25 protein-coding genes are annotated in these 26,297 nt (G+C 65.8%); 4 read left to right on the top strand and 21 right to left on the bottom strand.

Annotated features, from left to right (window positions below):
* Nucleotides 1–46 precede the first annotated feature (46 nt).
* The 19 genes from ACWV8V_RS05100 to ACWV8V_RS05190 form a co-directional block, all read right to left on the bottom strand.
* On the bottom strand, nt 47–628 hold the full coding sequence (locus ACWV8V_RS05100) for a PilZ domain-containing protein (protein WP_455899093.1): 582 nt from the start codon (nt 626–628) through the stop codon (nt 47–49).
* Nucleotides 625–921 carry a hypothetical protein gene (locus ACWV8V_RS05105; RefSeq protein WP_123729209.1) on the bottom strand — a complete coding sequence of 99 codons (297 nt, stop codon included), beginning with the start codon at nt 919–921 and terminating at the stop codon, nt 625–627. The genes ACWV8V_RS05100 and ACWV8V_RS05105 overlap by 4 nt, the downstream gene beginning before the upstream one ends.
* The gene (gene fliS / locus ACWV8V_RS05110; RefSeq protein WP_123729210.1) at nt 918–1,334 is read right to left on the bottom strand and encodes a flagellar export chaperone FliS; all 417 of its coding nucleotides are present in this window, start codon (nt 1,332–1,334) and stop codon (nt 918–920) included. The genes ACWV8V_RS05105 and fliS overlap by 4 nt, the downstream gene beginning before the upstream one ends.
* Before the next feature lie 128 nt (nt 1,335–1,462).
* A complete protein-coding gene (gene fliD / locus ACWV8V_RS05115; RefSeq protein WP_455899094.1) occupies nt 1,463–2,845 on the bottom strand; it encodes a flagellar filament capping protein FliD in 1,383 nt (460 codons plus the stop codon).
* 451 nt (nt 2,846–3,296) lie between these two features.
* Nucleotides 3,297–4,541, bottom strand: coding sequence for a flagellin (locus ACWV8V_RS05120; RefSeq protein ID WP_455899095.1), 1,245 nt, complete (start codon nt 4,539–4,541; stop codon nt 3,297–3,299).
* 81 nt (nt 4,542–4,622) lie between these two features.
* A complete protein-coding gene (locus ACWV8V_RS05125) occupies nt 4,623–5,879 on the bottom strand; it encodes a flagellin (protein WP_455899096.1) in 1,257 nt (418 codons plus the stop codon).
* A gap of 72 nt (nt 5,880–5,951) precedes the next feature.
* On the bottom strand, nt 5,952–7,181 hold the full coding sequence (locus tag ACWV8V_RS05130) for a flagellin (protein ID WP_455899097.1): 1,230 nt from the start codon (nt 7,179–7,181) through the stop codon (nt 5,952–5,954).
* A 379-nt stretch (nt 7,182–7,560) separates the two neighbouring features.
* The gene (gene flgL / locus ACWV8V_RS05135; protein ID WP_455899098.1) at nt 7,561–8,763 is read right to left on the bottom strand and encodes a flagellar hook-associated protein FlgL; all 1,203 of its coding nucleotides are present in this window, start codon (nt 8,761–8,763) and stop codon (nt 7,561–7,563) included.
* Nucleotides 8,760–10,640, bottom strand: a complete 1,881-nt coding sequence (flgK, locus tag ACWV8V_RS05140) for a flagellar hook-associated protein FlgK (RefSeq protein WP_455899099.1) — start codon at nt 10,638–10,640, stop codon at nt 8,760–8,762. Before flgK ends, flgL begins: the two co-directional genes overlap by 4 nt.
* Nucleotides 10,641–10,648: 8 nt before the next feature.
* Nucleotides 10,649–11,866 (bottom strand): glucosaminidase domain-containing protein, encoded by a 1,218-nt coding sequence (locus ACWV8V_RS05145; protein ID WP_455899100.1) that lies wholly within the window; start codon nt 11,864–11,866, stop codon nt 10,649–10,651.
* A gap of 1 nt (nt 11,867) precedes the next feature.
* The gene (locus tag ACWV8V_RS05150; RefSeq protein ID WP_259260906.1) at nt 11,868–12,983 is read right to left on the bottom strand and encodes a flagellar basal body P-ring protein FlgI; all 1,116 of its coding nucleotides are present in this window, start codon (nt 12,981–12,983) and stop codon (nt 11,868–11,870) included.
* Between the two features lie 163 nt (nt 12,984–13,146).
* A complete protein-coding gene (flgH, locus tag ACWV8V_RS05155; RefSeq protein WP_259260905.1) occupies nt 13,147–13,839 on the bottom strand; it encodes a flagellar basal body L-ring protein FlgH in 693 nt (230 codons plus the stop codon).
* Between the two features lie 22 nt (nt 13,840–13,861).
* On the bottom strand, nt 13,862–14,647 hold the full coding sequence (gene flgG, locus ACWV8V_RS05160; protein WP_123729220.1) for a flagellar basal-body rod protein FlgG: 786 nt from the start codon (nt 14,645–14,647) through the stop codon (nt 13,862–13,864).
* Between the two features lie 105 nt (nt 14,648–14,752).
* Entirely contained in the window at nt 14,753–15,508 is a 756-nt protein-coding gene (locus ACWV8V_RS05165) for a flagellar basal body rod protein FlgF (protein ID WP_259260904.1), read from the bottom strand.
* 35 nt (nt 15,509–15,543) lie between these two features.
* The gene (gene flgE / locus ACWV8V_RS05170) at nt 15,544–16,767 is read right to left on the bottom strand and encodes a flagellar hook protein FlgE (RefSeq protein ID WP_259260903.1); all 1,224 of its coding nucleotides are present in this window, start codon (nt 16,765–16,767) and stop codon (nt 15,544–15,546) included.
* Between the two features lie 31 nt (nt 16,768–16,798).
* Entirely contained in the window at nt 16,799–17,485 is a 687-nt protein-coding gene (locus ACWV8V_RS05175; RefSeq protein ID WP_259260902.1) for a flagellar hook assembly protein FlgD, read from the bottom strand.
* A gap of 26 nt (nt 17,486–17,511) precedes the next feature.
* A complete protein-coding gene (gene flgC / locus ACWV8V_RS05180) occupies nt 17,512–17,919 on the bottom strand; it encodes a flagellar basal body rod protein FlgC (RefSeq protein ID WP_088435081.1) in 408 nt (135 codons plus the stop codon).
* 3 nt (nt 17,920–17,922) lie between these two features.
* A complete protein-coding gene (gene flgB, locus ACWV8V_RS05185) occupies nt 17,923–18,318 on the bottom strand; it encodes a flagellar basal body rod protein FlgB (protein WP_123729224.1) in 396 nt (131 codons plus the stop codon).
* A 244-nt stretch (nt 18,319–18,562) separates the two neighbouring features.
* Nucleotides 18,563–19,507, bottom strand: coding sequence for a chemotaxis protein (locus tag ACWV8V_RS05190; RefSeq protein WP_259260901.1), 945 nt, complete (start codon nt 19,505–19,507; stop codon nt 18,563–18,565).
* A 105-nt stretch (nt 19,508–19,612) separates the two neighbouring features.
* Between ACWV8V_RS05190 and flgA the strand changes: the two genes are divergently transcribed.
* From flgA to ACWV8V_RS05210, 4 genes are all read left to right on the top strand, one after another.
* Nucleotides 19,613–20,260, top strand: a complete 648-nt coding sequence (gene flgA, locus ACWV8V_RS05195; RefSeq protein WP_455899101.1) for a flagellar basal body P-ring formation chaperone FlgA — start codon at nt 19,613–19,615, stop codon at nt 20,258–20,260.
* A gap of 109 nt (nt 20,261–20,369) precedes the next feature.
* Nucleotides 20,370–20,672, top strand: a complete 303-nt coding sequence (gene flgM / locus ACWV8V_RS05200) for a flagellar biosynthesis anti-sigma factor FlgM (RefSeq protein ID WP_123729226.1) — start codon at nt 20,370–20,372, stop codon at nt 20,670–20,672.
* Nucleotides 20,669–21,007, top strand: coding sequence for a flagellar protein FlgN (locus tag ACWV8V_RS05205; RefSeq protein ID WP_123729227.1), 339 nt, complete (start codon nt 20,669–20,671; stop codon nt 21,005–21,007). Before flgM ends, ACWV8V_RS05205 begins: the two co-directional genes overlap by 4 nt.
* Nucleotides 21,008–21,086: 79 nt before the next feature.
* Nucleotides 21,087–22,316 carry an ATP-binding protein gene (locus ACWV8V_RS05210; RefSeq protein ID WP_455899102.1) on the top strand — a complete coding sequence of 410 codons (1,230 nt, stop codon included), beginning with the start codon at nt 21,087–21,089 and terminating at the stop codon, nt 22,314–22,316.
* Here the strand turns inward: ACWV8V_RS05210 and ACWV8V_RS05215 are convergent, their stop codons facing one another.
* On the bottom strand, nt 22,317–24,068 hold the full coding sequence (locus ACWV8V_RS05215; protein WP_259260898.1) for an EAL domain-containing protein: 1,752 nt from the start codon (nt 24,066–24,068) through the stop codon (nt 22,317–22,319). It abuts the gene before it with no gap.
* Between the two features lie 4 nt (nt 24,069–24,072).
* The gene (locus ACWV8V_RS05220; RefSeq protein WP_455899103.1) at nt 24,073–26,178 is read right to left on the bottom strand and encodes a sensor histidine kinase; all 2,106 of its coding nucleotides are present in this window, start codon (nt 26,176–26,178) and stop codon (nt 24,073–24,075) included.
* Nucleotides 26,179–26,297 lie beyond the last annotated feature (119 nt).

Here is a 26,297-nt window from a genome sequence, read left to right on the forward strand (position 1 = left end):
GGCGGGCCAGCGCCAAGCCGACTGGGTCACAGTCGGTACCGTATGGTCAGCGCAGACGCCGTGCTTCGGCAATCTGGCGGCGATGCAGGCGGAACAAATGCCGCTCCAGTGCCATTTCCAGCGCGTCGCTCAGGCCCTCGAAGCGCAGCCACAGATAATGCGCGCCGGCGCCGTTGGCCGCCTCGGCCACGATCACCACGGGCAGATCGATATGGTCGGGCAGCCAATCGCAGGGCTGCAGGCGGATCACGCCCTGGCTGCCAGCCGGGGCGCCGGTACGCATGCCCTGTTCAATCCGGATGCCCCGGCGGGACCAGCGCAGCGGACGCAGTGGCAGATCCTGGGCGCTCTGGCGGACCAGCCGGCCCAGCAGCACCATCACCAGGTCCAGCTTGGCTTCCAGGCGCTGCACCTGCAGCGTGGCGTCGCTGCGGTCATCGTGCCCGTCATCGCTGCGGGCATCTTCCACCAGGGCCACGCTGCGCAGCAGGGTTTCGGCGGTGCCCGGGCGGATCACCGCGCTGCCGATGCGGAACTCGGCCGGCAGCGCCAGTTCGCAGCTCAGCGTCTCATCGAACAGCTCGCTTTCGGCGGGGTGATGGATCTCGCTGGCGCGAAGGTCGGTCATGACAGGGATTCTGCCGTCAGGTACGCATGCGCGGCGCGAAGCGACTGGCGGCCGTTGTGGAGATGCCGGCTGGCTTCTTCGCGCTGGCGCATCATGAACAGCATGATCCGCTGCTGGCGCGCCTGCAGCGAGGATAGGCCCGGGACGTCGAACAATGCCGACGGGCCGGCCAGGTAAGTGGTCTGGGCGGCATCGAGGGCATCCAGCTGCAGGCCGGCCTCATCGAAGTTCTCTTCCTGCAGCGCCGTCTCCAGAGCATCCAGACGGGCGTTGAGCGAGCCCAGCGACGTCATGGGGTGGCCTGCTCAGCGTGGCGCTGCTGGTGCGGGATGGCATTCCAGGCCGCATCGATCTCGCCCAGCAGTTCCAGCGCCTCGGTCAGCGCGGCCGGATCGTTGTGCAGATTGGCTTCGGTCAGGCGCTGCATCACGTAGTCGTACAGCGAGGACAGATTGCCGGCGATTTCGCCACCAGCTTCATGGTCCAGCGAGCCGTTGAGGTGACCGACGATCGCACAGACCTCGCCGATCGCCTTGCCCTTGCGCGCCTGGTCGCCGCGTTCCAGGCAGGCCAGGGCGAGTCGAAGTCGTTCGCAGGCACCGGCGAGCAGCAGCGCGACCAGCTTGTGCGGGTCGGCATCGGTGATGGCGCTCTGTACGCCGACCTGGCGGTACTGCTCGGTGAATTGACGGTTGGAACCGTACATCAATCATGTCTCCTTCGTTCGGGGCCGCGAGGTTCGCGACATCGTCGGCACCGGGTGGAGCCTGCGGGGTGTCCTGCGTGTGGTATCGGCAGCGGACCGGTTCAACTTGAGTCCGCGGCCTTGATCGATCAGCCGCTGAGCTGGGAGAGCTGACTGCTCAGGCTGGACATTGACTGGCTCATTTTGCTCATCAACGCGTCCAGTGCCAGGAACTGCTTCTTGTAACGCTCGGACACGCCTTCCATGCGTACGTCCAGGGCTTTGCGGCGCTTGTCGATGTCGGTCAGCGTGGCGTTAATACCCTTGGTGCGCGACACGAACGCCCCTTCCTTGCCTACAGCGGTGCTGACATAGCCATCCACCATGGCAAACAGCTTGGCTGCTGCGCCATCATCACCAGTGAGCGCCTCTCGCACAGCACCGCCCTGGTTGACCAGCGCCGCGTCGAACTTCGCCGTGTCCAGTACCAGACTGCCATCGGCGTTGGGATAGCCTCGGGTCTGAAGCCCCAGCGTCTTGGGATCCAAGCCGGCCGCCGACAGATCCTTCAGGATGCCGCCCATCAGGCCGCGCAACTGGCTGGAGGCGCCACGCATCTGCGCATCGCCGGTCAGCGACGAGGGCTCCTTGTTCTCGATGTCGTACTTGGTCGCGGTGTTGATCGCAGCGATTGCGCCGTTGTAGGCGGTCACGAAGTCCTGCATCACCTTGCGCGCTGCGGCGGCATCGGTGGTGATGGTGACGGTGCTTTCGCCCTCTTTTTTCAGATTCAGTGTGAGGCCGGGCACAACGCTGCTGACGGTGTTCTCGCTGCTGGTGACGGCCACACCATCGATGGTCAACTCTGCGTCTGCTGCCTTCGTATGCTCCTTCAGGCTCCCGGCGAGCGCGACCAGCTTGGGATTGCCCGCGTCTGCAGTCAGCTTGATTGCATTGGCGGCGCCTGACTTCCCCTGCGACAGCGACAAGTACTGACTGTCTCCTGAAGCGATAAGCGTCGCCTGAACCCCGGATGCGCGACCCGCTTTTTCGATCTTGGTGCGGATCGAGCTGAGCGTGTCATCCGCGGCCACGTCGATGTTCAACGTCTTCTGCTTGTCGCCCTCTCCGACAGTCAGTGTCAGGGTTCCGGCGCCAAACGTCTCGGTTTTCGGCAGTGCCGTGTCAGCGATCCACTTGTTGGCCGTGGCGAGTTTCGTCACGTTGATGAGATGGGTGCCAGCTGCAGCGGCATTGGTGCCGGTGGCAGTCAAAATCTCGTCAGTGCCGGATTTGCTGGCGGTTACCGTTCGCGCGTCGAACGCGGTGTCGGCCTTCAGCGCTTTCAGTGCCGTGTTCAGGGTGTCGAACGCAGACTTTACCGTCCCGATCGCCGAGAGCTGCATCTTGGCCTTGGACTGCTGCAGGTTCAGTGCATTGTCCGCCGGCTTGCGATCGGCAGCCACCAGGCTGCTGACCATGCCGGAAATATCGAGTCCTGAACCGATGCCGCCGTAACCGAAGTCCGCCACGTTGTATCTCCTGTGTGTTGCCGCTGCGACCTGGTGCAGGGCGATGCCATCAACGAAATTAGCGGCCGTAGCCGCCGGGTCTTTAGAACTCTCGTTGATGCAGGATTTGTGCCAGCAATCTGGCGCCGGGTTTGGCACGGCGGTTGCAGGTAGCTTGGGGCAGGGCGGCGATTCGCGCTCATGCCAGAGGGTCTGTAAAAAACCCTCCTCCAATGCAGAGGAGGGGTCAGGCTACTGAAAAACGGGGGGAGACGAAGCCACCCGGGGTGTTCAGTCAAACAAACAGCGCTGATAACAGTTCTGCCGCAGGGGCGGGCCATGGCCACGAAGATGTGGCGACCGGGAGAGAGTCCGGCTCATGGCCATGGCCCGTTCCTGCGTGACGATTGCGAGGCTTCGGGTTGCTCCCGCCGCCGGCCGAAGCCGGCGGCGGGAGCGATGCAGGTGTGGATCAGCGCAGCAGGCTGAGCACGTTCTGCGGCACCTGGTTGGCCTGGGCCAGCATGGCCGTACCGGCCTGCTGCAGGATCTGGGTGCGGGTCAGTTCGGCAGTTTCCTTGGCGAAGTCGGTATCGCGGATTCGGCTGCGCGAGGAGGCCAGGTTTTCCGACGAGGTCTGCAGGTTTGCAACCACCGAGGTGAAGCGGTTCTGGATGGCGCCCAGGTCAGCACGCGTGCTGTTGATGGACTCCAACGCCTTGTCGACGATTTCCAGCGCCTGCTGTGCACCGACCACCGTGGTCACGGAGAGGTCCTTCAATACGCTCGCGGTGCTGGTAGCGGTGATCGTGCCGGCGTCAGTGCCGCCGCCTGCGAGGCCAACGTCTGCCAGTGCGATCGCTTCAGCGTCTTCGTTGGTCGATTCCGTGCCATCGGCAGCGATGGCGAATTCCTGCCCGGCTTTCACCGAGGTCAGGTTGATACCAACGCTCCCTGCGGTCGTGGTGGTGTCAAGGGAAGCATAAACGCCAGTCTCGCCGATCTTCGCATTGATCGCTGCTGCGGTTGCGGCCGACAGCGATTCACCCTTCTTCACACTGATGTCGCCGATGTCGATTTTCGACTCAACGCCGTCCGCCGATGTCACGGTGATGGCAAGTTCGGACAGCACCACGTCGTCAGCTGCGGCATCAGCAGTCTCAAGGATCGCTGTACCCTTGTACTCCGTTGCAAAGGTCGCGGAGCCAATGGAATCGGCCTTGGCATTGACCACCTTGTCGATGGCAATGGCCTGGCCGGCGTTGGCGCCAACCTGGAAGAGCTGACTGGAGAACGAACCGTCCAGCAGCTTGGTGCCGTTGAAGTCGGACTGTTTGGCGACGCGATCAATTTCGCTGACCAGCTGGGTGACTTCGGCCTGCAGCGCCTTGCGGTCGCTGGCGGAGTTGGTCGCATTGGCCGACTGTACCGACAGCTCGCGGATACGCTGCAGGTTGTTGCCGATTTCGGTTAGCGAACCTTCGGCGACCTGCGCCAGCGAGATACCGTCGTTGGCGTTGCGAATGGCAACGTCGGTACCGCGGATCTGGGTGCCGAAGCGCTCGGAGATTGCCAAGCCGGCGGCGTCGTCCTTGGCGCTGTTGATGCGCGAACCCGAGGACAGGCGCTGGATGGTGGTGGCCAGAGAGCTGCCGCTGGTGCTCAGATTACGCTGAGCATTCAACGACATCGTGTTGGTGTTGATTACCTGTGCCATGTTGGTTTCCTTTGGCGATGGACCATGAGTCGGTTGCTACACCCGCGCCGAATGACTCGGCGCGGGCGATTTGTGGCCTGCTTAACGCAGCAGGCTGAGCACGTTCTGCGGCACCTGGTTGGCCTGGGCCAGCATGGCCGTACCGGCCTGCTGCAGGATCTGGGTGCGGGTCAGTTCGGCGGTTTCCTTGGCGAAATCGGTATCGCGGATACGGCTGCGCGAGGAGGCCAGGTTCTCCGACGAGGTCTGCAGGTTTGCAACGACCGAAGTGAAGCGGTTCTGGATGGCACCCAGGTCAGCACGGGTGCTGTTGATGGATTCCAGCGCCTTGTCGACGATTTCCAGCGCCTGCTGGGCACCTGCAACGGTCGTCACAGACAGGTCCTTCAGCACGCTTGCCGCTTTGGTGGTGTCAATGGTGCCGCCATCGGTGGACGCCTCCGTCAAGCCAAGCGCTGCGAGGTCGGCGGTCACCGCGTCCTCAGTCTCGGTATCCGTGCCATCGATGTCGATCGAGAACTGCTGACCGGCCTTTACGGAGGTCAGGTTGATCACGCCTTCCTTCACCTCAGCATAGACGCCCGTCTCGCCGATCTTTCCGTTGATCGCTGCGGCAGTAGCTGCAGTAATCGATTCACCGGACTTGATGGTGAAGTCGCCAACATCAAACTTGACCGCGTCAGCCGTCGGGTCACCGCCGGGGGCAGTGATCTTCAAGGTCAGCTGCTTGTAGGTGATGTCCGCTGCAGCGATGTCTTCCTTGCCGTTGGTGTCGTCACCGTCATCGAGTGTCGTACCCTCGAAGGCGGTCGCGAACTGAGCTGCACCCAACGAGTCTGCCTTGGCGTTGACCACCTTATCGATGGCAATGGCCTGACCAGAATTGGCGCCAACCTGGAAGAGCTGGCTGGAGAACGAGCCGTCCAGCAGCTTGGTGCCGTTGAAGTCGGACTGCTTGGCGACGCGATCGATTTCGCTGACCAGCTGGGTGACTTCGGCCTGCAGCGCCTTGCGGTCGCTGGCAGAGTTGGTCGCATTGGCCGACTGTACCGACAGCTCGCGGATACGCTGCAGGTTGTTGCCGATTTCGGTCAGCGAACCCTCGGCGACCTGGGCCAGCGAGATGCCGTCGTTGGCATTGCGGATGGCGACGTCGGTACCACGAATCTGGGTGCCGAAACGCTCGGAGATGGCCAGGCCGGCGGCGTCGTCCTTGGCGCTGTTGATGCGCGAACCCGAGGACAGGCGCTGGATGGTGGTGGCCAGAGAGCTGCCGCTGGTGCTCAGGTTACGCTGAGCATTCAACGACATCGTGTTGGTGTTGATGACTTGTGCCATGAGGAGAGGTCCTTGAGCAGTTGCACGTGAGTTGGGTTAGCCGCTCCTGACGTGCTTCAGGAGCGTCTCATGTCAGCGCTGCAGCAGGCTGAGCACGTTCTGGGGAACCTGGTTGGCCTGGGCGAGCATTGCCGTCCCGGCCTGCTGCAGGATCTGGGTGCGGGTCAGCTCCGCGGTTTCCTTGGCGAAATCGGTGTCGCGGATACGGCTGCGGGAGGCCGACAGGTTTTCGGAGGAGGTCTGCAGATTTGCAACGACCGAGGTGAAACGGTTCTGGATGGCACCGAGGTCGGCGCGAACGCTGTTCACCGACTCCAGCGCTTTGTCGACGATTTCGAGCGTGCGCTGGGCACCGACCACATCCTGAACCGACAAATCCTTGACGAACTGGTTGGTCGCACCGGTCAGCGTGCCGCCGCCACCGGGAGTAGCTTCCTCCGTCAGACCGAGGAGCGCCGCGGTTGCCACCGTCGCGTCATCGTTCTCCGGCCCATCGAAGGCCAGCTCGAACGTCTCGCCGGCCTTCACCGAGCTCAGGGTGATCTTGTTCTCCTTGACCTCGGCGTAGACGCCGGTTTCGCCCAGCTTTGCATTCACGGCGCCAGCGACCGCAGCGGAAATCGATTCGCCCGCCTTGATGGTGATGTCGCCGATGTTGATCGCTTTGGCATCTGCAGCCGTGCCGCCTTCGGGCGTGACCGAGATCTGCATCTGCGAGTAAACGATGTCGTCCGGAGCCTTGTCAGCCGCCAGACCCTCTGAGAGGTAGTTGTTGGCGAAAGTGGCTGCGCCGAGGGAATCCGCCTTGGCATTGACCACGCTGTTGATCGCGATGGCCTGACCCGCATTGGCGCCCACTTGGAACAGCTGGCTGGTGAAGCTGCCGTCCAGCAGCTTGGTGCCGTTGAAGTCGGACTGCTTGGCGACGCGGTCGATTTCGCTGACCAGCTGGGTCACCTCGGCCTGCAGTGCCTTTCGGTCACTGGCGGAGTTGGTCGCGTTGGAGGCCTGCACGGCCAGTTCGCGGATGCGCTGCAGGTTGTTGCCGACTTCGTTCAGCGAACCTTCGGCGACCTGCGCCAACGAAATGCCGTCGTTGGCATTGCGGATGGCGACGTCAGTGCCGCGGATCTGGGTGCCGAAGCGCTCGGAGATCGCCAGGCCAGCGGCGTCGTCTTTTGCGCTGTTGATGCGCAGGCCCGACGACAGGCGCTGGATGGTGGTAGCGAGCGAGCTGCCGCTGGTGCTCAGGTTGCGCTGAGCGTTGAGCGACATCGTGTTGGTGTTGATTACCTGTGCCATGGATCGTCTCCCTTATTGGAATCCTGGTGGTGAAAGGAACGAAGCGCCGCCGTTTTTTTGTTTTTGGCTGTGTGCTTCGCTGTTGCCAAATCAATAACGGCGCTTTGTCAACAACCTTTAGGAGGGGATTCACGCGGATTTACAGGGAGGAGGGGGGGCGACGACTCCACGGCTATCCGGGAGCTCCGGCGGTTCGTGTGAGCCGTTGCGGGACGCCGTGAAAAGAGGCTGGGTGGCTTTAGGGGCCATTCTTAGCGCGCCGCGGGCGTCGTCGTAGTGCTACTCAAGCCTGATCATCGATATGCCAGGGCCCAAAAACGAAAAAAGCCGCGATGCTCAAAGCATCGCGGCCTTCAGGCCAACCCAGGTTGTAGGGGGGTCAGCGGATCGTGTTGAACAGCGACATCGACTGCATCTGTGAGAACAGGGTCTGTGCTGCCTGCAGGGCGGTCTTTTCCAGCTGGTACTGGCTCAACGCATCGGCGTAATCCAGGTCGCGCATCTGCGAGAGCGTGGTCTTGAGGGTCACGACATTCGATTCGCGCATGTCCGCAGCATTGTCCAGCATCTTCAACTGAGCACCGCCGGAAGCGCGGGAGTCGATCATCCGCTCCGAGGCCCGGGCCACGTCGCGCAGGCCGCTTTGCAGCAGGTTCTGCTGCGCTGCCTGCTGGGCAGGGGTGCCCGTATCCATCTTCAAGGCCCCGATCAGCGAATCCAAGGTGCCGAAGATGTCGCGGCTGGAGGACGGGCTCACCTCGAAGGTGTCACCTGCCGCTGGAACGCCGTCGATATGCAGGCGCACGCCGTTGACCACAATGTCGTCCCCGGTCTTCAGGCTCCCTGTGGACACCACGGTGCCGCCGGCATCGACCAGTTCGTAGGCATCGGCGGCGGTGAAGCGCACGCTGAAGCCCTCGCCATTCCAGCTGCCATCGCCGTTGCGGGTGACGTTGGTGAGCACGCCGGTGCCGGTGTTGCCGGCGGCCGCCGCGGCATCCACATGCCCATCGCCGGTGACGATGCGCATGAAGATTTCGCTGCCGGGCAGGGCGTCGAGCACGTAGGTGTCCGGGCCGACCTCGACCTGGCGCTGGTTCTGGTCGCCGTTGTAGACGATCCGGCCATCGATCTGGCTGAAGGGCGGGCTGCCGTCGTCGGTGCCACCGAATACATAGCGGCCGGTGCCGTCGGTACTGTTGGCCACCGCCAGCAGATTGCCGCGGATCGCCTCGATTTCCGTGACCATGGATTGCTTGTCAGCCGCGGCCAGCGCCGGGTTGTTGGCATAGATGGTCAGTTCGGTGATGCGGCCCATCATGTCGCCGACCTGGGCCAGGGCGTTTTCCTGGATGCCCAGCCGGTTCTGCACGTTGCCGGCGTTGAGCTGCATGCGGTCCAGCGAGGCCAGGGTACGGTCCAGGCCGACCGCGCTGCCGGCCGAGACGGGGTCGTCCTTGGCGGACACGATCTTGCTGCCGGTGGCGATCTGCCGCTCCAGGTGGTTCATCTTGGCCTGTGAAGCGAGCATCAGCGACACCGACTGATTGAACATCATGCCGGTGGAAATACGATTGTTCATGAGCGTACGGCTCCGAGGATCGTCTGGAACATGGTGTCGGCGGTGGAGATCAGCTGCGAGGCAGCCTGGTAGGCCTGCTGCAGGCGGAGCATGTCCGAGGCTTCTTCATCCAGGTTGACGCCGGAGATCGAGTCGCGGGCGGCCTGCGCCTGGTCCGTGATCACCTGCTGGGCCATCAGGGAGTACTCGGCCGAACGCGCGGCGGCACCGACCTGGGTGGTCAGGCCACCCAGCGCGCCACTGAGGGTGACCGTGCCTTCGTTGAACGCCTTGGCCTGCTCGACCTTGGCCAGCAGCAGCGCGTTGCTGTTGTCCGAGGAGCCGGCCGGAGTCGGTCCGATGTTGAACGTGTCGCCCGTCCTGGGCGCGCCGTCGAGGACGAAGCTCCAGCCGTTGGCGGTGATGGTCTGGCCAGCGGTATAGGTGTTGGGTGCTCCGCCATCGATGGTGTATTCGGTGGCGCTGATGAACACGATCGCCGCCGGCGTGCGCAGCGCGGCGTTGTCCGCGTCGGTCACCTTGACCCCGGTCAGCTTGCCGGTGCCGGTATTGGCCATCGCGGCGGTGCCCTTGATCGGGGCGGCAGCGGCCAGGCGGGAGGTGTCGGTGATCGCCACTGCCATGCTGCCGGCCACGCCCGCGGTCGGCTGCAGCAGGAAGCGGTCGTCGGTGGACGGGGTGCCGGTCATGACCAGCTCGACGCCGTTGAGCACCAGCGGGTCGGCAGCGGTGCCGGTGCCGGTCATCGGGATGCTCGCGCCGGTGTCAGCGCGCGAGGCCAGCCACTGGGTGCCGTCGAACTTCATCACGATGTTCTGGCCGTCCAGCTTGGCCAGATCGCCGAAGCGCGCGGTCATCTGGGCGGTGCCCGCATTGTTGCTGTTGGCGGTGATGCGCGGGTTGCCGATGTTGAAGAAGTCGCCGCCCATCTGGCCGTAAAGATCGGCACCCTGGCGGTGGACGTCGTTGAAGCTGCTGGCCATGCCGATCGCCAGCTTGCCGAGCTCGGCCTGGGCCGGCGTCAGCACCGTGTCGCGGAACTCCAGCAGGCCGCCGATCTGGCCGCCGAGCGTCTTGGGCTCGATGGTGATCTTCTGGCCCTGGCTTTCCAGCGCCAGCTGCAGGCGCTCGGGCTGGTAGGGGTCGGTGACGGTGGTGACCTTGGAGGCCGTGGTACCTACCACCAACGCCTGTCCGCCGGCGGTGTAGACGTTCATCAGCCCGCCGTCCTGCATCACCGCGTTGCCGCCGGTGTAGCCGACCAGGTTGGCGATCAGTTCGTCACGGCGGTCCAGCAGATCCGGCGCCGCAGTGGCGGCATTGCCACCGATCGCACCGTTGAGCTGGGCGATTTCCTTGGCCAGCCGGTTGATCTCGGTAGCACCGGCGATCAGGCCGTTGTTGACCTCGCCGTTGAGGTTGTTGAGCTGGGTGTTGAGCTGCTGGAAGCGGCCGGACAGGGTCTTGCCGGCATCCAGCACGTTCTGGCGGTCGGCGCTGCCGGAGGCATTGGAGGACAGGCCGCTGACGGAGTCGAAGAAGTTCGACCACACACCGGCGACGTTGGTGGCGGTGTCGGAGAACATGGCGTCCACGCGGTCGGCCATGGTGGACAGCTGCTTCAGGCGCGCCAGTTCACCGCTGCCGTCGAGCAGGCGCGAGATCGCCAGCTGGTCGGCGACACGGCGCACATCGGTGATGCGGGTGCCGTTGCCGACGTCACCATACCCGTAGTTCTGCGGGTTGGCGGTGGCGAAATCCACCTTCTGCCGGCTGTAGCCCGGCGTCTTGATGTTGGCGACGTTATGGCTGGTGGTCGCCAGGGCGCGCTGGAAAGCGAGCAGTGCGCTGGTGCCGGTGGAGAGAACGCTGGACATGGATTACCTCAACGACGGATGACACCCAGCCCGGTCGGGCTGGCGGTGCTGGCAAAAGTGCGACCCAGGCGCTGGCCGGCATCGGTCACGGCCGCGACGGCGCGTTCGATGGTCGGGCCGCCGGCGATCGCGGCGATCTTGGCGGCATAGGTGGGGTCGGTGGCGTAGCCGGCGCGCTGCAGGCCCTGCGCGAAGCTGCGGACGTCGCTGCCGGCCTGGAGGGCGTTCTGGTAACGCGGGCTGGTCTTCAGCAGGCGAACGTAGTCGGCGAAGCTCTCGCCCACCGAGTTGTAGGCGCGGAAGCTGGCGGTTTCGTTACGACGCACGCCATTGACGTACTCGTGGGTGCCACTGGTGGCGCGATCGCCCTGCCAACCGTTGGCCTTGATCCCGAACAGATTGTGCGTGCTGTCGCCGCCACTGCGGCGCACCAGCTTGCGGCCCCAGCCGGTCTCCAGAGCAGCCTGGGCGACCAGCGCCTTGGCGTCCACGCCCAGTTCGCGGGCGGCCTGCTGGGCATGGCCCCAGATGCTGGCGACGAAGCCGGCCGGCGTGTGCGGGCCCAGTTCCGCAGCCGCGGTGGAGGCGGCCAGGTTGTCGACCGCGCTGGGGCCGGTGGCGGCCGTGCGGTTGACGTCCTGCCAGCGGTCGTCGGCCATCGCCCAGTTGGCGCTGGCTGGATCGGCCTCGGCAGCGGCGGCGTAGGGATCACGACTGCCGATCGCCTCGTGCATCTGGCTGCTCTCGCGCCCGGCGATCAGGTCCAGCGCACGCTCCATCGGCTGCAGGACGGCCGACGGCTCGCTGCCGCCCAGCTGCTGCAGCAGATCCACTTCACTGGGCACCACCGGCGCCGTCACCGCAGGCATCGGCAGGCCAGCGGCGGCCGGGGCATTGAGGCGATAGGCGCGCAGTGCGGCGGCCGGGTTGAGCGAGGTATCCACCGGCTTGGCGGTCTCGCCTTCGCCGCCACCGAGCTGGCGCGCGATCATGCTGGACAGGCCCAGCCCGCGGCCGCGGGTCATCGCGTCGGCGATCTTCTGGTCGTACATCTCGCGGAACATGGTGTTTTCGCCGGGGAACAGCGAATCGCCGAAGCTGGCCTCACGCATGCTCTTGATCAGCATCTGGGCGAACTGGCCCTCCAGCTGGCGGGCGACCTTGTCGACCTTGGCCGGGCTGTTGGGCTGGGCGGGGTTGAGTTCCAGCGCAGGTTGAATGCGCATGTCAGATCACCTCCAGCTCGGCACTCAGCGCGCCGGCCTGCTTGAGGGCTTCCAGGATGGCGATCAGGTCGCCAGGGGCCGCGCCGACGGCGTTCACCGCATGCACGATTTCATCCAGGGTGGTCCCGCCATTGAACTTGAACATGCGGCTGCCATCGGCGGTCGCGGTGATCGTCGACTGCGGTGTGACCGCCGTCTGGCCGCCGCTGAAGGCGCCCGGCTGGCTGACGTTGAGGTTCTCGTTGATGGTGACGGTCAGCGAGCCATGCGAGATCGCCGCCGCGCCCACACGGACCTGGGAGCCGATCACCACGGTGCCGGTACGCGAGTTGACCACCACCTTGGCCGGCGCGCTGCCGGGGGTGAGTTCCAGGTTCTCGATACGCGCCAACAGACCGATGCGTGCGCCCGGATCGGACGGCGACTGCACCGAGACGGTGACGCCATCGATGGCACGGGCAGCGCCTTCGCCGAAAGCGTTGTTCAACGCCGCCACCATCCGCGAGACCGTGGTGAAGTCGTTCTTGTGCAGGTTCAAGGTGATGTCGCCACCGCCGCTGAACACGTCCGGCAGCGCACGCTCGACAGTGGCGCCGTTGGGAATGCGGCCGACGCTGGGCACGTTGACCGAGACGCGCGAGCCATCCTTGCCCTGCACGCCGAAGCCGCCGACGATCAGGTTGCCCTGGGCGATCGCGTAGACCTGCCCATCGGCACCGCGCAGCGGCGCCATCAGCAGCGAGCCACCGCGCAGCGAGACCGCGTTGCCCACCGAGGAGACGGTGATGTCGATCGGCTGACCCGGCTTGGCGAACGGCGGCAGCTCGGCGTGGATCGCCACGGCCGCCACGTTCTTCAGCTGCGGGTTGACGTTGGCTGGCACGTTGACGCCCAGTTCGCCGAGCAGGTTCTTCAGGCTCTGCACGGTGAAGGGGGCCTGGCTGGTGCGGTCGCCGCTGCCATCCAGGCCGACCACCAGGCCGTACCCGACCAGCGCGTTGCCGCGCACGCCGCCAACCTGCGCCAGATCCTTGATGCGCTCGGCGGAGGCGGGTGCAACCAGCGCGAACACGGCCAGCAGCGCGAGCAGCGCGCGCGTCGCGCCGTGCGACACCACGCCTCGTTGCTTCGACGTGTAGAGCGACGCCGCGCCCCATGACCAGAGGGCGCCGGTCGGCTCGAGGCGTCGCCACGCGCCCGGATCTGACCGCGCCGCCTCTGGGCACGCTTCGGCGCTTCGCTGACGGCAAATGAGGGAAAGGAAGAAGGTCATGTCAGGCTCAGTACGGCGACAGCGCCGAGTTGAAGAAGCGGCTCAACCAGCCCATCGCGTTGGACTGGGCGATCGGGCCACGGCCGCCGTAGACGATGCGGGCATCGGCTACACGGCTGGAGGGAATGGTGTTGTCCGGGAAGATGTCCGCCGCGCGCACGATGCCCTGCACCTGCACCAGCTCATCGCCGCGGTTCAGGCGCAGGTTCTTGGCGCCCTGTACCACCAGGTTGCCGTTGGGCAGGCGCTGGATCACGGTGACGGTCACGTTGCCCTGCAGGCGGTTGCTCTGCGCGCTGGTGCCCTTGCCGGTGAAGTCGCGCGACCCGGCGGCGCTGGCGCTGAGGATGTCCTTGCCGCCCAGCGTCACCGGCGCGCCGAAGATCGTCGGGGTGCCGATGCTCAGTTCCGACTCTTTCGAGGTGGAGGTGTTGGCGGTGGTCTGCGCGGTGGTGTTCTCGGTCAGGGTGATCGTGAGCAGGTCGCCCACATCGCGTGCCCGGCGATCCGAGTACAGCTGCAGCCCGGGGCCGGCGGCGTAGATCGCCCCGGCGGTGGCTTCGGCGGACGGCGGCATGACCGGCATGACCGGCGCCATGGCCGGGTACGGCCGGACATCGCCGGCGATCACGCAGCCACTCAGCGTGGCGACGAGGACGGCGGCGGCGAGCAGGCGGAGGGTAGGGGCAAGACGCGACATGGCAGGTTCCCGGTTCGACCGATCAGACGTTCTGGTTGAGGTAGCCGAGCATGGCGTCGGTGGTGGAGATCGCCTTGGCATTCATTTCGTAGGCGCGCTGGGTTTCGATCATCGAGACCAGCTCTTCCACCACGTTGACGTTGCTGCCTTCCAGCGCGCCCTGGACCACGGTGCCCAGGCCGTTGAGGCCGGGATTGCCGTTCTGCGCGGGGCCGGAGGCGGTGGTTTCCAGGAAGAGGTTTTCACCGCGGGCCTGCAGGCCGGCCGGATTGACGAAGTCGGTCAGGGTCAGCGCGCCGATTTCCACGGTGGCGGCGTCGTCGGCCATCTTCACGCTGATGGTGCCGTCGGTGCCGATGGTCAGCGACTGCGCGCCTTCCGGAATCTGGATGCCCGGCTGCACCGGGTAACCGCTGTTGGTGACCAGCTCGCCATCCTGGTTGCGCTGGAACGAGCCATCGCGGGTGTAGGCCGAGGAGCCGTCCGGCATCTGCACTTCAAAGAAGCCGCGGCCGTTGACCATCACGTCCAGCGCGCGGCCGGTCTGCTGCTGGCTGCCCTGCTCGAAATTCTTGGCGGTGGCGACCACGCGCACACCGGTACCCAGCTGCAGGCCCGAGGGCAGCTGCGTCTGGGCGGAGGACGCGCCACCCGGCTGACGGACCTGCTGGTACAGCAGGTCTTCGAAGCTGGCACGGTCCTGCTTGAAACCGGTGGTGTTGGTGTTGGCGAGGTTGTTGGAAACCACCGACATGCGCGTCTGCTGCGCATCCAGTCCGGTTTTGGCGATCCACAATGCCTGGTTCATGGCGTGATTCCTGTGTTGTAGCGGATGGCCGCGTGGTGCGGCCCTTGTGAAGGGCAATGCATGGCGCGTGCCACAACTGCGCCGGGATTACGTCACGGGCGGCGATCAGCCGCCCAGGCGCAGCAGGCTGTTGGCACTGCGGGCGTTGTCGTCGCCGTGCTTGATCACCTTCACCTGCATTTCGTACTGGCGCTGCAGCTGGATCATCTGCACCAGTGCGCCGGCGGCATCGACGTTGCTGCCTTCCAGCTGCCCGCTTTCCAGCGATTTGCCCTGGGCCTGCACGAACGGCTGCTGCGGATCGGTGTTGCGCATCAGCCCGTCCAGGCCGCGCTCCAGCCGGGCGTCCTCGGCCTGCACCACGCGGATGCGGCCGATGTTGGCCATGGTCTGCGGGCCTTCGCCCAGCGGGATGATCGAGATCGTGCCGTCGTTGCCGATATCCATGGCCTGGTGCGGCGGCACCGCCAGCGGATTGCCGTTCTCATCAAGCACCGGATGGCCGCCGGCGGTGACCAGCTGGCCATTGGGCGTGATCGACAGTGCCGCACCACGGGTGTACGCCTCGCCACCGTCGGCACCGGGCGCCTGCACGGCCAGCCAGTTGCCGGCCTGCAGGGACAGATCCAACGGGTTGCCGGTGAGCTGCTGTGCGCCCATCCGGCGGTTGAAGCCGGCGTCGACGTGCATCGCATCCACACGCGAGGCGTAGCCGGTCCCCTTCACCGGGTAGGCCTCGGTATTGGCGAGCGCCTCCTTGAAGCCGGGGGTATCGGTGTTGGCCAGGTTGTGCGACAGCGTGCCCTGCGCCTGCAGGGAGGCGCGTGCACCGGTCATCGCGACGTAGAGTGCCTTGTCCATCGGTGGTGTAGTCCCGTGTTGCGGTCAGTGGCTCATCAACGCAGGTTGATGATGGTCTGGGTGATCTGGTCCTGCGTGGAGACCATCTGCGAGTTCGCCTGGAAGTTGCGCTGGGCGGTGATCATGTTGACCAGCTGCTCGGTCAGGTCGACCGTGGAGGCTTCCAGCGAACCGGCCTGGACCTTGCCCAGGTTGGAGCTGTCCGGCGCGCCGGTTCGCGGGGTGCCGGAGTTGAAGGTTTCCACCCACAGGTTGTTGCCCTTGGCTTCCAGGCCCTGCGCGTTGTTGAAGGTGGTCAGCGCGACCTGGCCCAGCGGGCGGTCATCGCCGTTGGAGTAGCGCGCGTAGACGACGCCTTCTTCAGACACGGTGATTTCGTTGAGCTTGCCGGCCGCGTAGCCGTCCTGCTGGGTGTTGCGCAGGGCGAACTTCTCGCCGTACTGGGTCGAGCCGCTGATATCCAGGGTCAGCGACAGATCGCCGGCGCCGGTGGTCGGGCTGAACGCGGTGAACGCGATCTTGCCGTTGGCCGGGTTGGTCAGTGCACCGGATTCGTTGAAGGCCATCGGCGTTGCGGCGCCAACCTGCTGGCCGTCGACGAAGTTGTAGACCTGCCACTGGTTGGTGGTTGCGGTCTTGACGAAGTACGAGGTCTGGGTGTGGCTGACGCCCAGCGAGTCGTACACGGTGATGCCACCGGTCGAATGGTTGTAGCTGTTCGAATCGGCCGGATCAAAGTCGGTGACCGTCGGCGTCTTGGCGTTGGCCGGCAGGGTGAAGCTGATGTTGACGCCGGTGGTCTGCTTGGGCGGGCTGTCGGTGGTCAGCAGCTGCAGGTCGGTCAGGCGGCCGGCATCGAAGTTGGTGCCGTCGGCGTTGGGTGCGAACACCTGCAGGCGTGCACCCTGCGGGTTGATCACGTAGCCGGCCTGGTCGGTCTGGAAGTTGCCGGCGCGCGAATACACACGCGCACCGTTCATGGTCATGGTGAAGAAGCCCTCACCGGAAATGGCCATGTCCAGGCTGCGCCCGGTCTGTTCGTTGTTGCCCTGCGAGAACTGCTGGGCGACGTTGGTCAGGCGTACGCCCGAGCCGACCGCGTTCTTGGACAGGCCGTAGCTGGTGGCCGAGAACAGATCGGCGAATTCGGCGCGCGACTGCTTGAAGCCGGTGGTGTTGACGTTGGCGATGTTGTTCGCCGTGACGTTCAGATCGGCATTGGCTGCGTTGATGCCGGACAACGAGACGTTGAAGCCCATGGGTTGCTCCTGTGGATTCGGGTGGTGCGGCTCAGCTGATGCGGAGCACGTAATCGATCGGGGCCGTGCCCAGACCCTTGAGGTTGAGGTACAGGCCATCCGTGCCGACCGTGACGCTCTCTACCGGGGCCTGCACATAGGTGTTGAGCTTGGTCTTGGCGCCAGCGGTGTCGGTATGCGAAGCGACGATGGTGTAGGTGCCTTCGGCCATGCGGTTGCCGTTGGCATCCTTGCCGTCCCAATCGAAGGTGACTTCGCCGGAGGCCTTGGCTTCCACGCTGATCTGGTTGACCTTCACGCCGTTGGCATCGGTGATGTCCACCGTCACGAAGCCGGCGCCGGGCGCGGCGACCATGCCGGTGACGTCGCCGTCCTTCTCCAGCGCGAGCTTCTCCGAGGGCACCAGCACTTCGTGACCCACCAGGGCCGCGCCGCGCAGGATCTGGTCGCTGGACATCGAATCCTGGAAGCCCTTGACCGTGTTGTTGAGGTCGGTGATGCCCTGGACCTGCGACAGCTGCGCCATCTGCGCGACCATCTGGGTGTTGTCCATCGGCTTGAGCGGATCCTGGTGACGCAGCTGCTCGGTCATCAGGCGCATGAAGTCGGCCTGGTCCAAGGTGCTTTTCTTCTTGCTGGTGTCGCTGTTGGGTGCGTTCAGGCCCAGCGCGGTGTAGATGTCGCTGCTGTTCTGGCCAACGCCGTTGGTGGTGCTCATGGGGGTCGATTCCTGGGGAGTGAGGGTCAGCGACCCATGGTCAGCGTGGCCAGCGCCAGTTCCTTGGCGGTGGTCAGCATCTCCACGCCGGCCTGGTAGTTGCGCGAGGTCGAGATCAGGTTGACCATCTGCGCGACCGGGTCCACGTCGGGCTGGTAGATGTAGCCATCGGCATCGGCCAGCGGGTGGCCCGGCTCGTAGCGCTGGATCGGCGCGGCGTTGCTCTGGCTGATCTCCTTGACCTGCACCGTGGTGATGTTCGGGTCGGTGCGGCTGGTGACCGACTGGAAGATCGGCTCCAGCGGCTTGTAGACCGCATCGGCCGAACCGGCGACGGTGTCGGCGTTGGAGAGGTTGGAGGCGATGGTGCTCATGCGCACGGACTGCGCCTGCAGCGCGGAACCGGCGATATCGAAAATGGGCAGGTTGCTCATGGCTTATTGCCCCGTGATCGCGGTGAGCATCGAGCGCACCTTGGATTCGACGAAGCTCAGCGAGGCGCGGTACTCCAGCGCAGCGCGGCCGTAGGCGGCGCGTTCGGCATCCGGGTCGACGGTGTTGCCGTCGATGCTCGGCTGCACGCCTTCTTTGGCGATCTGGAACGGGTTCAGCCCGCCGCCGATCTCATAATGCTGTTCGTTGGTGGTTTTCATCAGGCCGTTTGCATCCAGGCCCTGGGCATTACGCAACGCGGCATCGAAATCCAGGTCCTGGGCCTTGTAGCCGGGGGTATCGGCGTTGCTCAGGTTGCTGGCGATCAGCTTCATCCGCTGCTCGCGCAACGGCATGGCCTGGGCATGGACACCCAGATAGTTGGAAATCAGATTGGGCATGGCGCACTCCCACGGGACGATGCCAGGGGCAGTGCAAGCGGCGTGCCAGAGGGCAGGGCGCGAAGGTAGCTGGCGGCATGTTCACGCCGGGGAATTCACCACCCCAGGGCAAGGGGGGCAAGCCCCAAGGTAGATCCACGCCATGCGTGGATGAGCAAGCCATGCCCCGGGTGTGCATCCACGCGACGCACGGATGCCGTAAACCCACCGGGGGAAGGACGCCGGCGCCAGGGCCGGCCGCCCCTTACGCCGCCATCGCGACCTTCTTCAGGCGGTCCAGCAGGAAGTCCGCCAGCTCATGCGGCGAGTACTTGGCCACGAACGCATTCGCGCCGACCCGCTCGACCATCGCGTTGTTGAACACGCCCGACAGGGAGGTGTGCAGCAGCACGTACAGGCCGGCCAGGCCCGGGTGACGCCGGATTTCCGTCGTCAGGGTGTAGCCGTCCATCGCCGGCATCTCGATATCGGAGATCACCATCGCGTAGCGCTCGGCGGGGTTCTCCCCGGAGGCGTGGATCTGCAGCAGGTGGTCCAGCGCCTGCTTGCCGTCCGAGAGCAGGGTCGCCCCGACCCCCAGCTGGTCCAGCACGCTGCGGATCTGCTGGCGGGCCACGCGGGAGTCGTCCACCACCAGGACCTGCATCGGCGGGGCGTCGGCGGGCAGGGCCATCGAGGGATCCAGCACGGCCTCACCGCGGACTTCGGCGATGTCGGCCAGCACGCTTTCCACGTCGATCACCTGGATGAGTTCGCCCTGGAAACGGGTGACTGCGGTCAGATAGCTGGACTCGGCGCCCAGTTCCGGCGGCGGATGGATGTCTTCGACGGCAATGTTGACGATGCGTTCCACACCGCTGACCAGGAAGCCCTGGATGGAGCGGTTGAACTCGGTCACCACCAGGTAACCCGGCGCCTTGTCGGCATCGGGCTCACGCTCGGGGTGGCCGATCGCCAGGCCCAGGTCCAGCACCGGCACCGAGCGGCCACGGACATCGGCCACACCGGCGAACTGGCTGGGCAGCCCTGGCACCTGGAACAGATCCGGGCGCCGCAGCACTTCCTGCACCTTGAAGACATTCACGCCAAAAAGCTGACGTCCACCCAGCCGGAACAGCAGCAGGGCCAGACGATTGTGGCCGGCCAGTCGCGTACGCTGGTCGATGCGGTTGAGCAGGTCATGGGACATGGACTTGGTATCGGCGGCACCGGCGGCGACTTGAGCGCCCCGCGCGCAGGAGTTCGGCATGACCCTTGCATCGAGCTGCGCATGATCCTTGCCCGTGGAGTGCCCATGCGTTCTGTTCTCTTTGCCGCACTGTTGCTGGCCGCGCCCGCCTGGGCCGCGGGGGGCTGGCAACCCGTGGACAGCATCCGCCAGGCGGCGCTGGGGACGTTGCCGCCCGGCAGCGAAGGTGACACCACCCTGGACTCGGCACTGCGCCTGCCGGCGTGTGGTCAAGCGCTGGCCGCCCAGCCCACCGGGACCAGTACAGTGGAGGTGAGCTGCCCCGACGCGGGCGGCTGGCGTTTGTTCGTACCGGTAAAGGTGCGGCGCAACCAGACCGTGCTCATTCTCAATAGAGGGGTGGCCGCTGGAGAAACCCTGGCCGCGGCCGATATCACCACTGGCCAGCGTGATGCGGCACGGATCGCCGGTGCTGCGCTGGCCGATCCGGCGGCAGCGGTTGGCCGGGTGGCACGCAGGACCCTGAGTGCCGGCAGCTTGCTGTCGGCCAACGATCTGGTCGCCCAGCGGCTGGTGCGGCGCGGCGACAGTGTCGCCCTGGTGTCCCGGCGCGGCGGGGTGGAGGTCCGGGTCGCCGGGCGCGCCATGGCCGACGCGGGCGAGAATGAGCGGGTCTCGGTCGAGAACCTCTCTTCGCGCAAGATCGTGCAGGGCACCGTCGCGGCCAGCGGTGACGTTTTAGTGGCGCGCTGACCAGAATTGTGAATACGGGCCACTTTTACCGCAAAACCTGCAATATTCTCCTAAAGATGGCGGCTGACTGGCCGTTATCCCTTGTGAACCGTACTTCCAGGACAAATCCATGAGCCAGAAAATCGACGGCAACCTGCAGGCCACCGCCCATCTGCGCAGTGTTGCGCTCGGCAACAAGCCCAGCGTCAGCACCGATGCCCCGGCGCGCCCGGTGGAGGCTGCCGACAGCCTGCGCCTGACTGGCGAAGCCACCAGCCTGCAGGCCATGCAGCGTGAACTGTCCACGGCTCCGGCAATCGATGCCAACCGCGTCCAGGCCGTGCGTGATTCGCTGCAGAACGGCACCTACAAGATCAATCCCGACGCGATCGCCTCGCGCATGCTTGAGCTGGACCAGCAGCTGCAGGGATGAAGCTGGCGATGAGCGAGCCGCTGCAGCGCCTCAGCGATGCCTTGGACGTCGAACGCCAGGCATTGGTCGAGCATGACGTGCAGGCCCTGATCCGCGCGACCGGTGCCAAGCTGGAGGCGTTGCGGGCCCTCGAGGCCGCATTGCCGCTCGGCCAGGCCGAGCGCGTGCAGGAGCTGGCCGAGCGCAATCGCGCCAACGGCGTGCTGCTGTCGCGGCGCCGCCGCGAGGTCAACTGGGCGCTGCGCCAACTCGGCCGCAGCGAGGATTCCTCGGCGTACGACGCCAAGGGCCAGTCGCACACGCTGCACACCCGGCGGCCGCTCGCGGTCGCCTGAGCAGCCCGATCCGGCGGCCCCAGGCTGCCGACGATGACGTCACCGCGTATATTGGGCGCCTGTTTTCCAGCCGCCCGATGTGACCGTGACCGTAACGTCCTCCCTTGTCACCGCCCCGTTGCCCCCGCATCCGGTTCTGCTTGCCCTGTTCGAGCGGATCAAGGAAGGGGTCCTGCTGTTTCGTGAGGACGGCAGCGTCGCGCTGGCCAACACCGCGGTCAGTGAGATTCTCGGCCAGGCCGAACGCGATGCCGATCTGACCCCCGCGCAATGGCTGCGCCAGCTGCTACCGCCCGATGCGCTGGAGCAGGCACGCCTCAACGGCCATTGGAATGGCAGCCTGCCGGTCGGTGAGCGCATGGTCATCGCCCACGTCTACCACCACGACGATGGTGGCCAGCGGCACTATCTGGCGCTGTTCCGCCGTATCGAAGGCCAGGAAGACTACGAGCGCGAGCTGCAGCAGCGTCATGCCGAGCTGCGCCAGGCGTACCTGCGCCTCAACGGCACCCAGGAAAAACTGCTGCAGTCCGAAAAGATGGCCTCCATCGGCCAGCTGGCCGCCGGTGTGGCGCACGAGATCAACAACCCGATCGGCTACGTGCACTCCAACCTGGGCAGCCTGCAGGAATACCTGCGCAGTCTGTTCACCGTGATCGAAGCGTACGAGCGTGCGCTGCGTGCGCCCGATCCGAAGGCGCTGATCCCGGAGATCGACGACATCCGTCAGCGCTTCGACATCGATTTCATCAGCCGCGATCTGCCGCAGCTGATGGCCGAATCGCGCGAGGGCATCGAGCGGGTGACGCGCATCGTGCGCGATCTGAAGGACTTCTCTTACTCCGGCCGCGATGAGTCGTGGAAGCTGGTCGACCTGCATGCCGGTCTGGAATCCACGATCAACATCATCTGGAACGAGCTCAAGTACAAGGTGACCCTGCACCGCGAGTTCGGCCAGCTGCCGCTGGTGGAGTGCCTGCCGTCGGAGTTGAACCAGGTCTACATGAACCTGCTGCTCAACGCTGGCCACGCCATCGCCGACCGCGGCACGATCAACGTGCGCACCGGCGTGGATGGTGAGACAGTCTGGGTGGAGTTCGAAGATACCGGCGGGGGCATCTCGCCGGATCTGCGCCAGCGCATCTTCGATCCCTTCTTCACCACCAAGCCGGTGGGCAGCGGCACCGGCCTGGGCCTGTCGATCTCCTACAGCATCATCAACAAGCACCACGGTCGCATCGACCTGGACAGCACACCGGGCGTGGGGTCGAAATTCCGCGTGGTGCTGCCGATCAAGCAGCCGCGCTGATCAGTCGTCTGCCGGGGCAGCCACCGCAGGCGCGGTGTTGGCCCGGCGCTGTTCCTCGTGCGTGCGGAACGCCTGGTGGATGTGCTTGCGCAGCTCATCGTCGTTCCATGGCTTGGTCAGGAACCGGTAGATCGCGCCGCGGTTGATCGCGTCGGTGACCGTGTTGAGGTCCGTGTAGCCGGACAGCACCAGCCGGATCGTGTCCGGGTAGAGCATCTTCACCCTGCCCAGGAACTCGGTGCCGCTCATGTCGCTCATGCGCTGATCGGACAGGATCACCTGCACGTCGTTGATGGCCAGCAGATCAAAGGCATCGCGGACGTTGCCGGCAGCGAGAATGCGGTAACCGTCGCGGCGGAACAGACGCACCAGTGAGCGCAGCACGTTCTCCTCGTCATCCAGCAGCAACAGCGTGCGGTCCGGGCGGGTCTCGGCGAATGCTTCCGGGCGCAGGTAGCGACGGCGCAGGGTCATGCCGGCGGCATCGGCCGACATCGGCTCACCGAACAGATAGCCCTGGAACACATCGCAGTCGTTGCGGCGCAGGAAGCCCAGCTGTGCCTGCGACTCCACGCCGTTGGCGATCACCGTCATGCCCAGCTGGTGGCCCATGGCGATGATCGCGCGGGCGATCGCGGCCTCGCGGTTGCCGGCCGGCGCGCTCTTGATGAAGCTGCGGTCGATCTTCAGCTTGTCCACCGGGTAGCGGACCAGCGCGCTGAGGCTGGAATCACCGGTGCCGAAGTTGTCCAGGCTCAGGCTGATGCCTTCGTTACGCAGGTTGACCAGCGTCTCGTGGACGAAGTTGACGTTGTTGGTCAGCGCGCTTTCGTTGATCTCCAGCGTGAGCATGTGCGCCGGCACGCCAGCGGCCTGCAGCAGCGACATCACCTCGGCGAAGAAGTTCGGGCGCAGCAGCTGCAGTGTGGAGACGTTGACCGCGATGGTGAAATCGTCGAAGCCCTGGTCGCGCCACAGCTTGGCCTGCTTCAAGGCGCCTTCCAGCACCCACGTGCCGATCTGCACGATGATGCCCAGCCGCTCGGCGGTGCGCATGAAGCGCTCCGGCACCAGCATGCCCAGCGTGGGCGACTGCCAGCGCAGCAGCGCCTCCATGCCGACCACGTGGCCATCGCGGGCGCTCACCAGCGGCTGGTAGCGCAGCTTGAGCTCGCCATTGGGGATCGCGTCGACAATCTGGCGCGCGATGATGCTCTCGCTGTGCGCGCTGGAGGGCGTATCCACCGCATGGATGCGCACCGCATTGCCGCCTTCGCGGGCGGCCTGGTACAGCGCGTCTTCGGCGTGATCGAGCAGGCGCGACACGCCGGTGGCGTGTTCCGGGCACAGGCTCACGCCCAGCTTGCCGGTCATGAACAGCGTGTACGGCAGCACCGACAGCGGCAGCTCCAGCTGTTGGCGGATTTCCTCGGCCAGGTCTTCGGGCAGCGGCATTTCGGCCGTGCGCGGGACGGCCAGCAGGAACTCATCGCTGCCGTGGCGCCACAGCTTGCCGCGCCCGCGCAGGTGGTGCTGCAGGCGCTGGGCGACCAGTACCAGGGCCTGATCGCCCACTTCGGCGCTCATGTTCTCGTTGACCGAGGCGAAGTGGTCGATGTCCACGTGCATCAGCATCAGCGGCGTGCCGCCGGAGGCAGCCTCGGTCACCATGGCCTGCAGCTCAGGGTTGCCGGCGCCCAGGCGGGGCGGCGCGTCCTCGATGCTGACCAGGGGCAGGGAAGGGTTCCACATGGGCTCAGTGTTCCAGAGAGTCGTGAGCCGTCGCGCCCGAGGCGCGATACGGCAGGTAAAGGTCGATCAGGGTACCGGCGCCGTGCGCCGATTCAATGCGCAGGGTGCCACCCACGCTCTGCGCGCGCTCGCGCATCACGATCAGGCCGAGGCCGCGTGGGCCTTCCGGGTCGAAGCCTTCGCCGTCATCGCGGACCTGCAGGTGCAGGCCGTGGTCGTCGACATCGCGCAGGTGCAGATTGACCTGGCTGGCGCGGGCGTGGCGCAGCACATTGGTGAGGCTTTCCTGCGCGATGCGGAAACAGGCCTGCTCGATATCACCGGCCGGCCGCCGTGGCAGTGACTGGATGTCCGGCAGCAGGTCGATCGCCGCCGAGCGGAACAGCACGCCGGCCTGCCAGCGCAGCGCTGCTTCCAGGCCCAGTGCATCGAGCTGTGGCGGGCGCAGCAGGGTGGAGATGTCGCGCAGCTTGCCCACGGTGGCGTCGGCCAGCTGGATGATCTGGGCCAGGTCCTCGTCACGGCGCGCGGCGTCCTGCTCGTCCTGCGCCGCATAGGCCGACAACTTCATCGCGGTGATGGCCTGACCGATATCGTCGTGCAGGTCGCGCGAGATCGCCCGCCGTTCGTCTTCCTGCAGCGAGAACAGGCGCCCGGCCATGGCCTGCAGCTCGCGGTTGCTGGTTTCCAGTGCCTCGCGGATGCGCTCGGGCTCGCTGAGGTCGCGCACGATCAGCAGCTTGCAGTTGCGCCCGCCATACCGCACGTCACCGACGGCCAGCCCGGCCTGGAAACGCTCGCCATTGAGCCGCCGCATGCCGATCACCTCACCGGCGCTGACGCTCTGCTGCGGCACCTTGGCGAACAGCTGGCCGCGGACCCGCGGCAGGTCGTCGGTGGCGACCAGGGCCGCCAGCGGTTCGCCCAGCAGCGTGTGCTGGCCGTAGCCGAACTGCGCCGCGGCGCAGGCATTGGCGTACAGCACATGTTCTTCGGAGAGGATCACCACGCCATCGGGCAGCACCCGCACCAGTTCGCGGAATTGTTCCTCACGTTCACGCAGCAGGCGCCGCGACTGCTCGCGTTCGGTGACGTCCTGCAGGGTGCCGAGCACGCGTGGCCGGCCGGCATCGTCCTGGCCGCTCTCGGCGCGCAGGTGCACCATCAATGCACGACCATCCATCGCCAGCAGCGGGAGCAGGACATCGATCTGCACCGGCTCGCCGGAGGTCATGTCCTGCAGCAGCTGCTCGCTGAGTGCGGCGGTGGCCGGGTCGGCCGGTACCAGCAGCTCATCGAAGCGATGCCAGCGACGCGCTTCGGGCGGGCGCCGGCCAAGCAGCCGATAGACCTGGTTGGCGTAACGGCCCAGCCCGGTGGCGGGATCGATTTCCCAGGCGCCGATCCGCGCCATCTCGTGCGCTTCCTCGACGCGGGCGAGCGCCTGATCGCGACGTTGCAGGGCCTGGTCTTCGCGCGTGCGGTCGATCGCGATCAGCAGTCGCGAGCGGCGGCCGCCATAACTGATGAGGTTGCTGCGCATCTCCATGCGCCGGGTACTGCCATCGCTCAGGCACAGATCGGCGGTGATCACGCACAGCTGGTCGGGATTCTCGCGGATCTGCGCCAGCTTGACCTCCAACGCGGGGACATCGCCAGGCGGCCACAGCGCGTTGATCGGCATCGCAGTGAAGGCGTCACGGCTGTAGCCGAAGAAACTGGCAGCGGCGGGATTGACGTCCAGGATCGCCAGCGAGTCCAGGTCATAGACCAGGATCGGCCCGGGGTTGCCTTCGAACATCTGGCGGTGGCGGGTCTCCGAGGATTCCAGGCGCGCATGGGTGCTCAGGACGTGCTGGGCCAGCGGCCGCAGCAGCAGATAGATCAGGGCGGCACTGGAGAGCACGAAGAAGGTGCCCTTGATGGTCTGCCATTGGGCGGCGGTCTGCATATCGCCGGCGACCACTTTGACCGCGGCATCGCTGCACAGGATCCAGACCAGCGCCAGCACCAGGTAAGCCACCACCACACGCCAGCGGTCACGGCGCAGATCGCGGGCCAGCGAGGTCGCGGCGGCGGGTTCGGGGTGGCCTGGCAGGTCGGTGGGCATGGGGCAGGGCGGGCCGATCGGGAAAGGCGAGCGTCATCTTACCTGTCCCCGGTGGGGATGCAGGTGGCCGGAACGCTCAATAATCCGCAAAACCCGCCGCTAACGATTGCGTTCCCGGC

Source organism: Stenotrophomonas sp. Ker107b, from assembly GCF_053847245.1.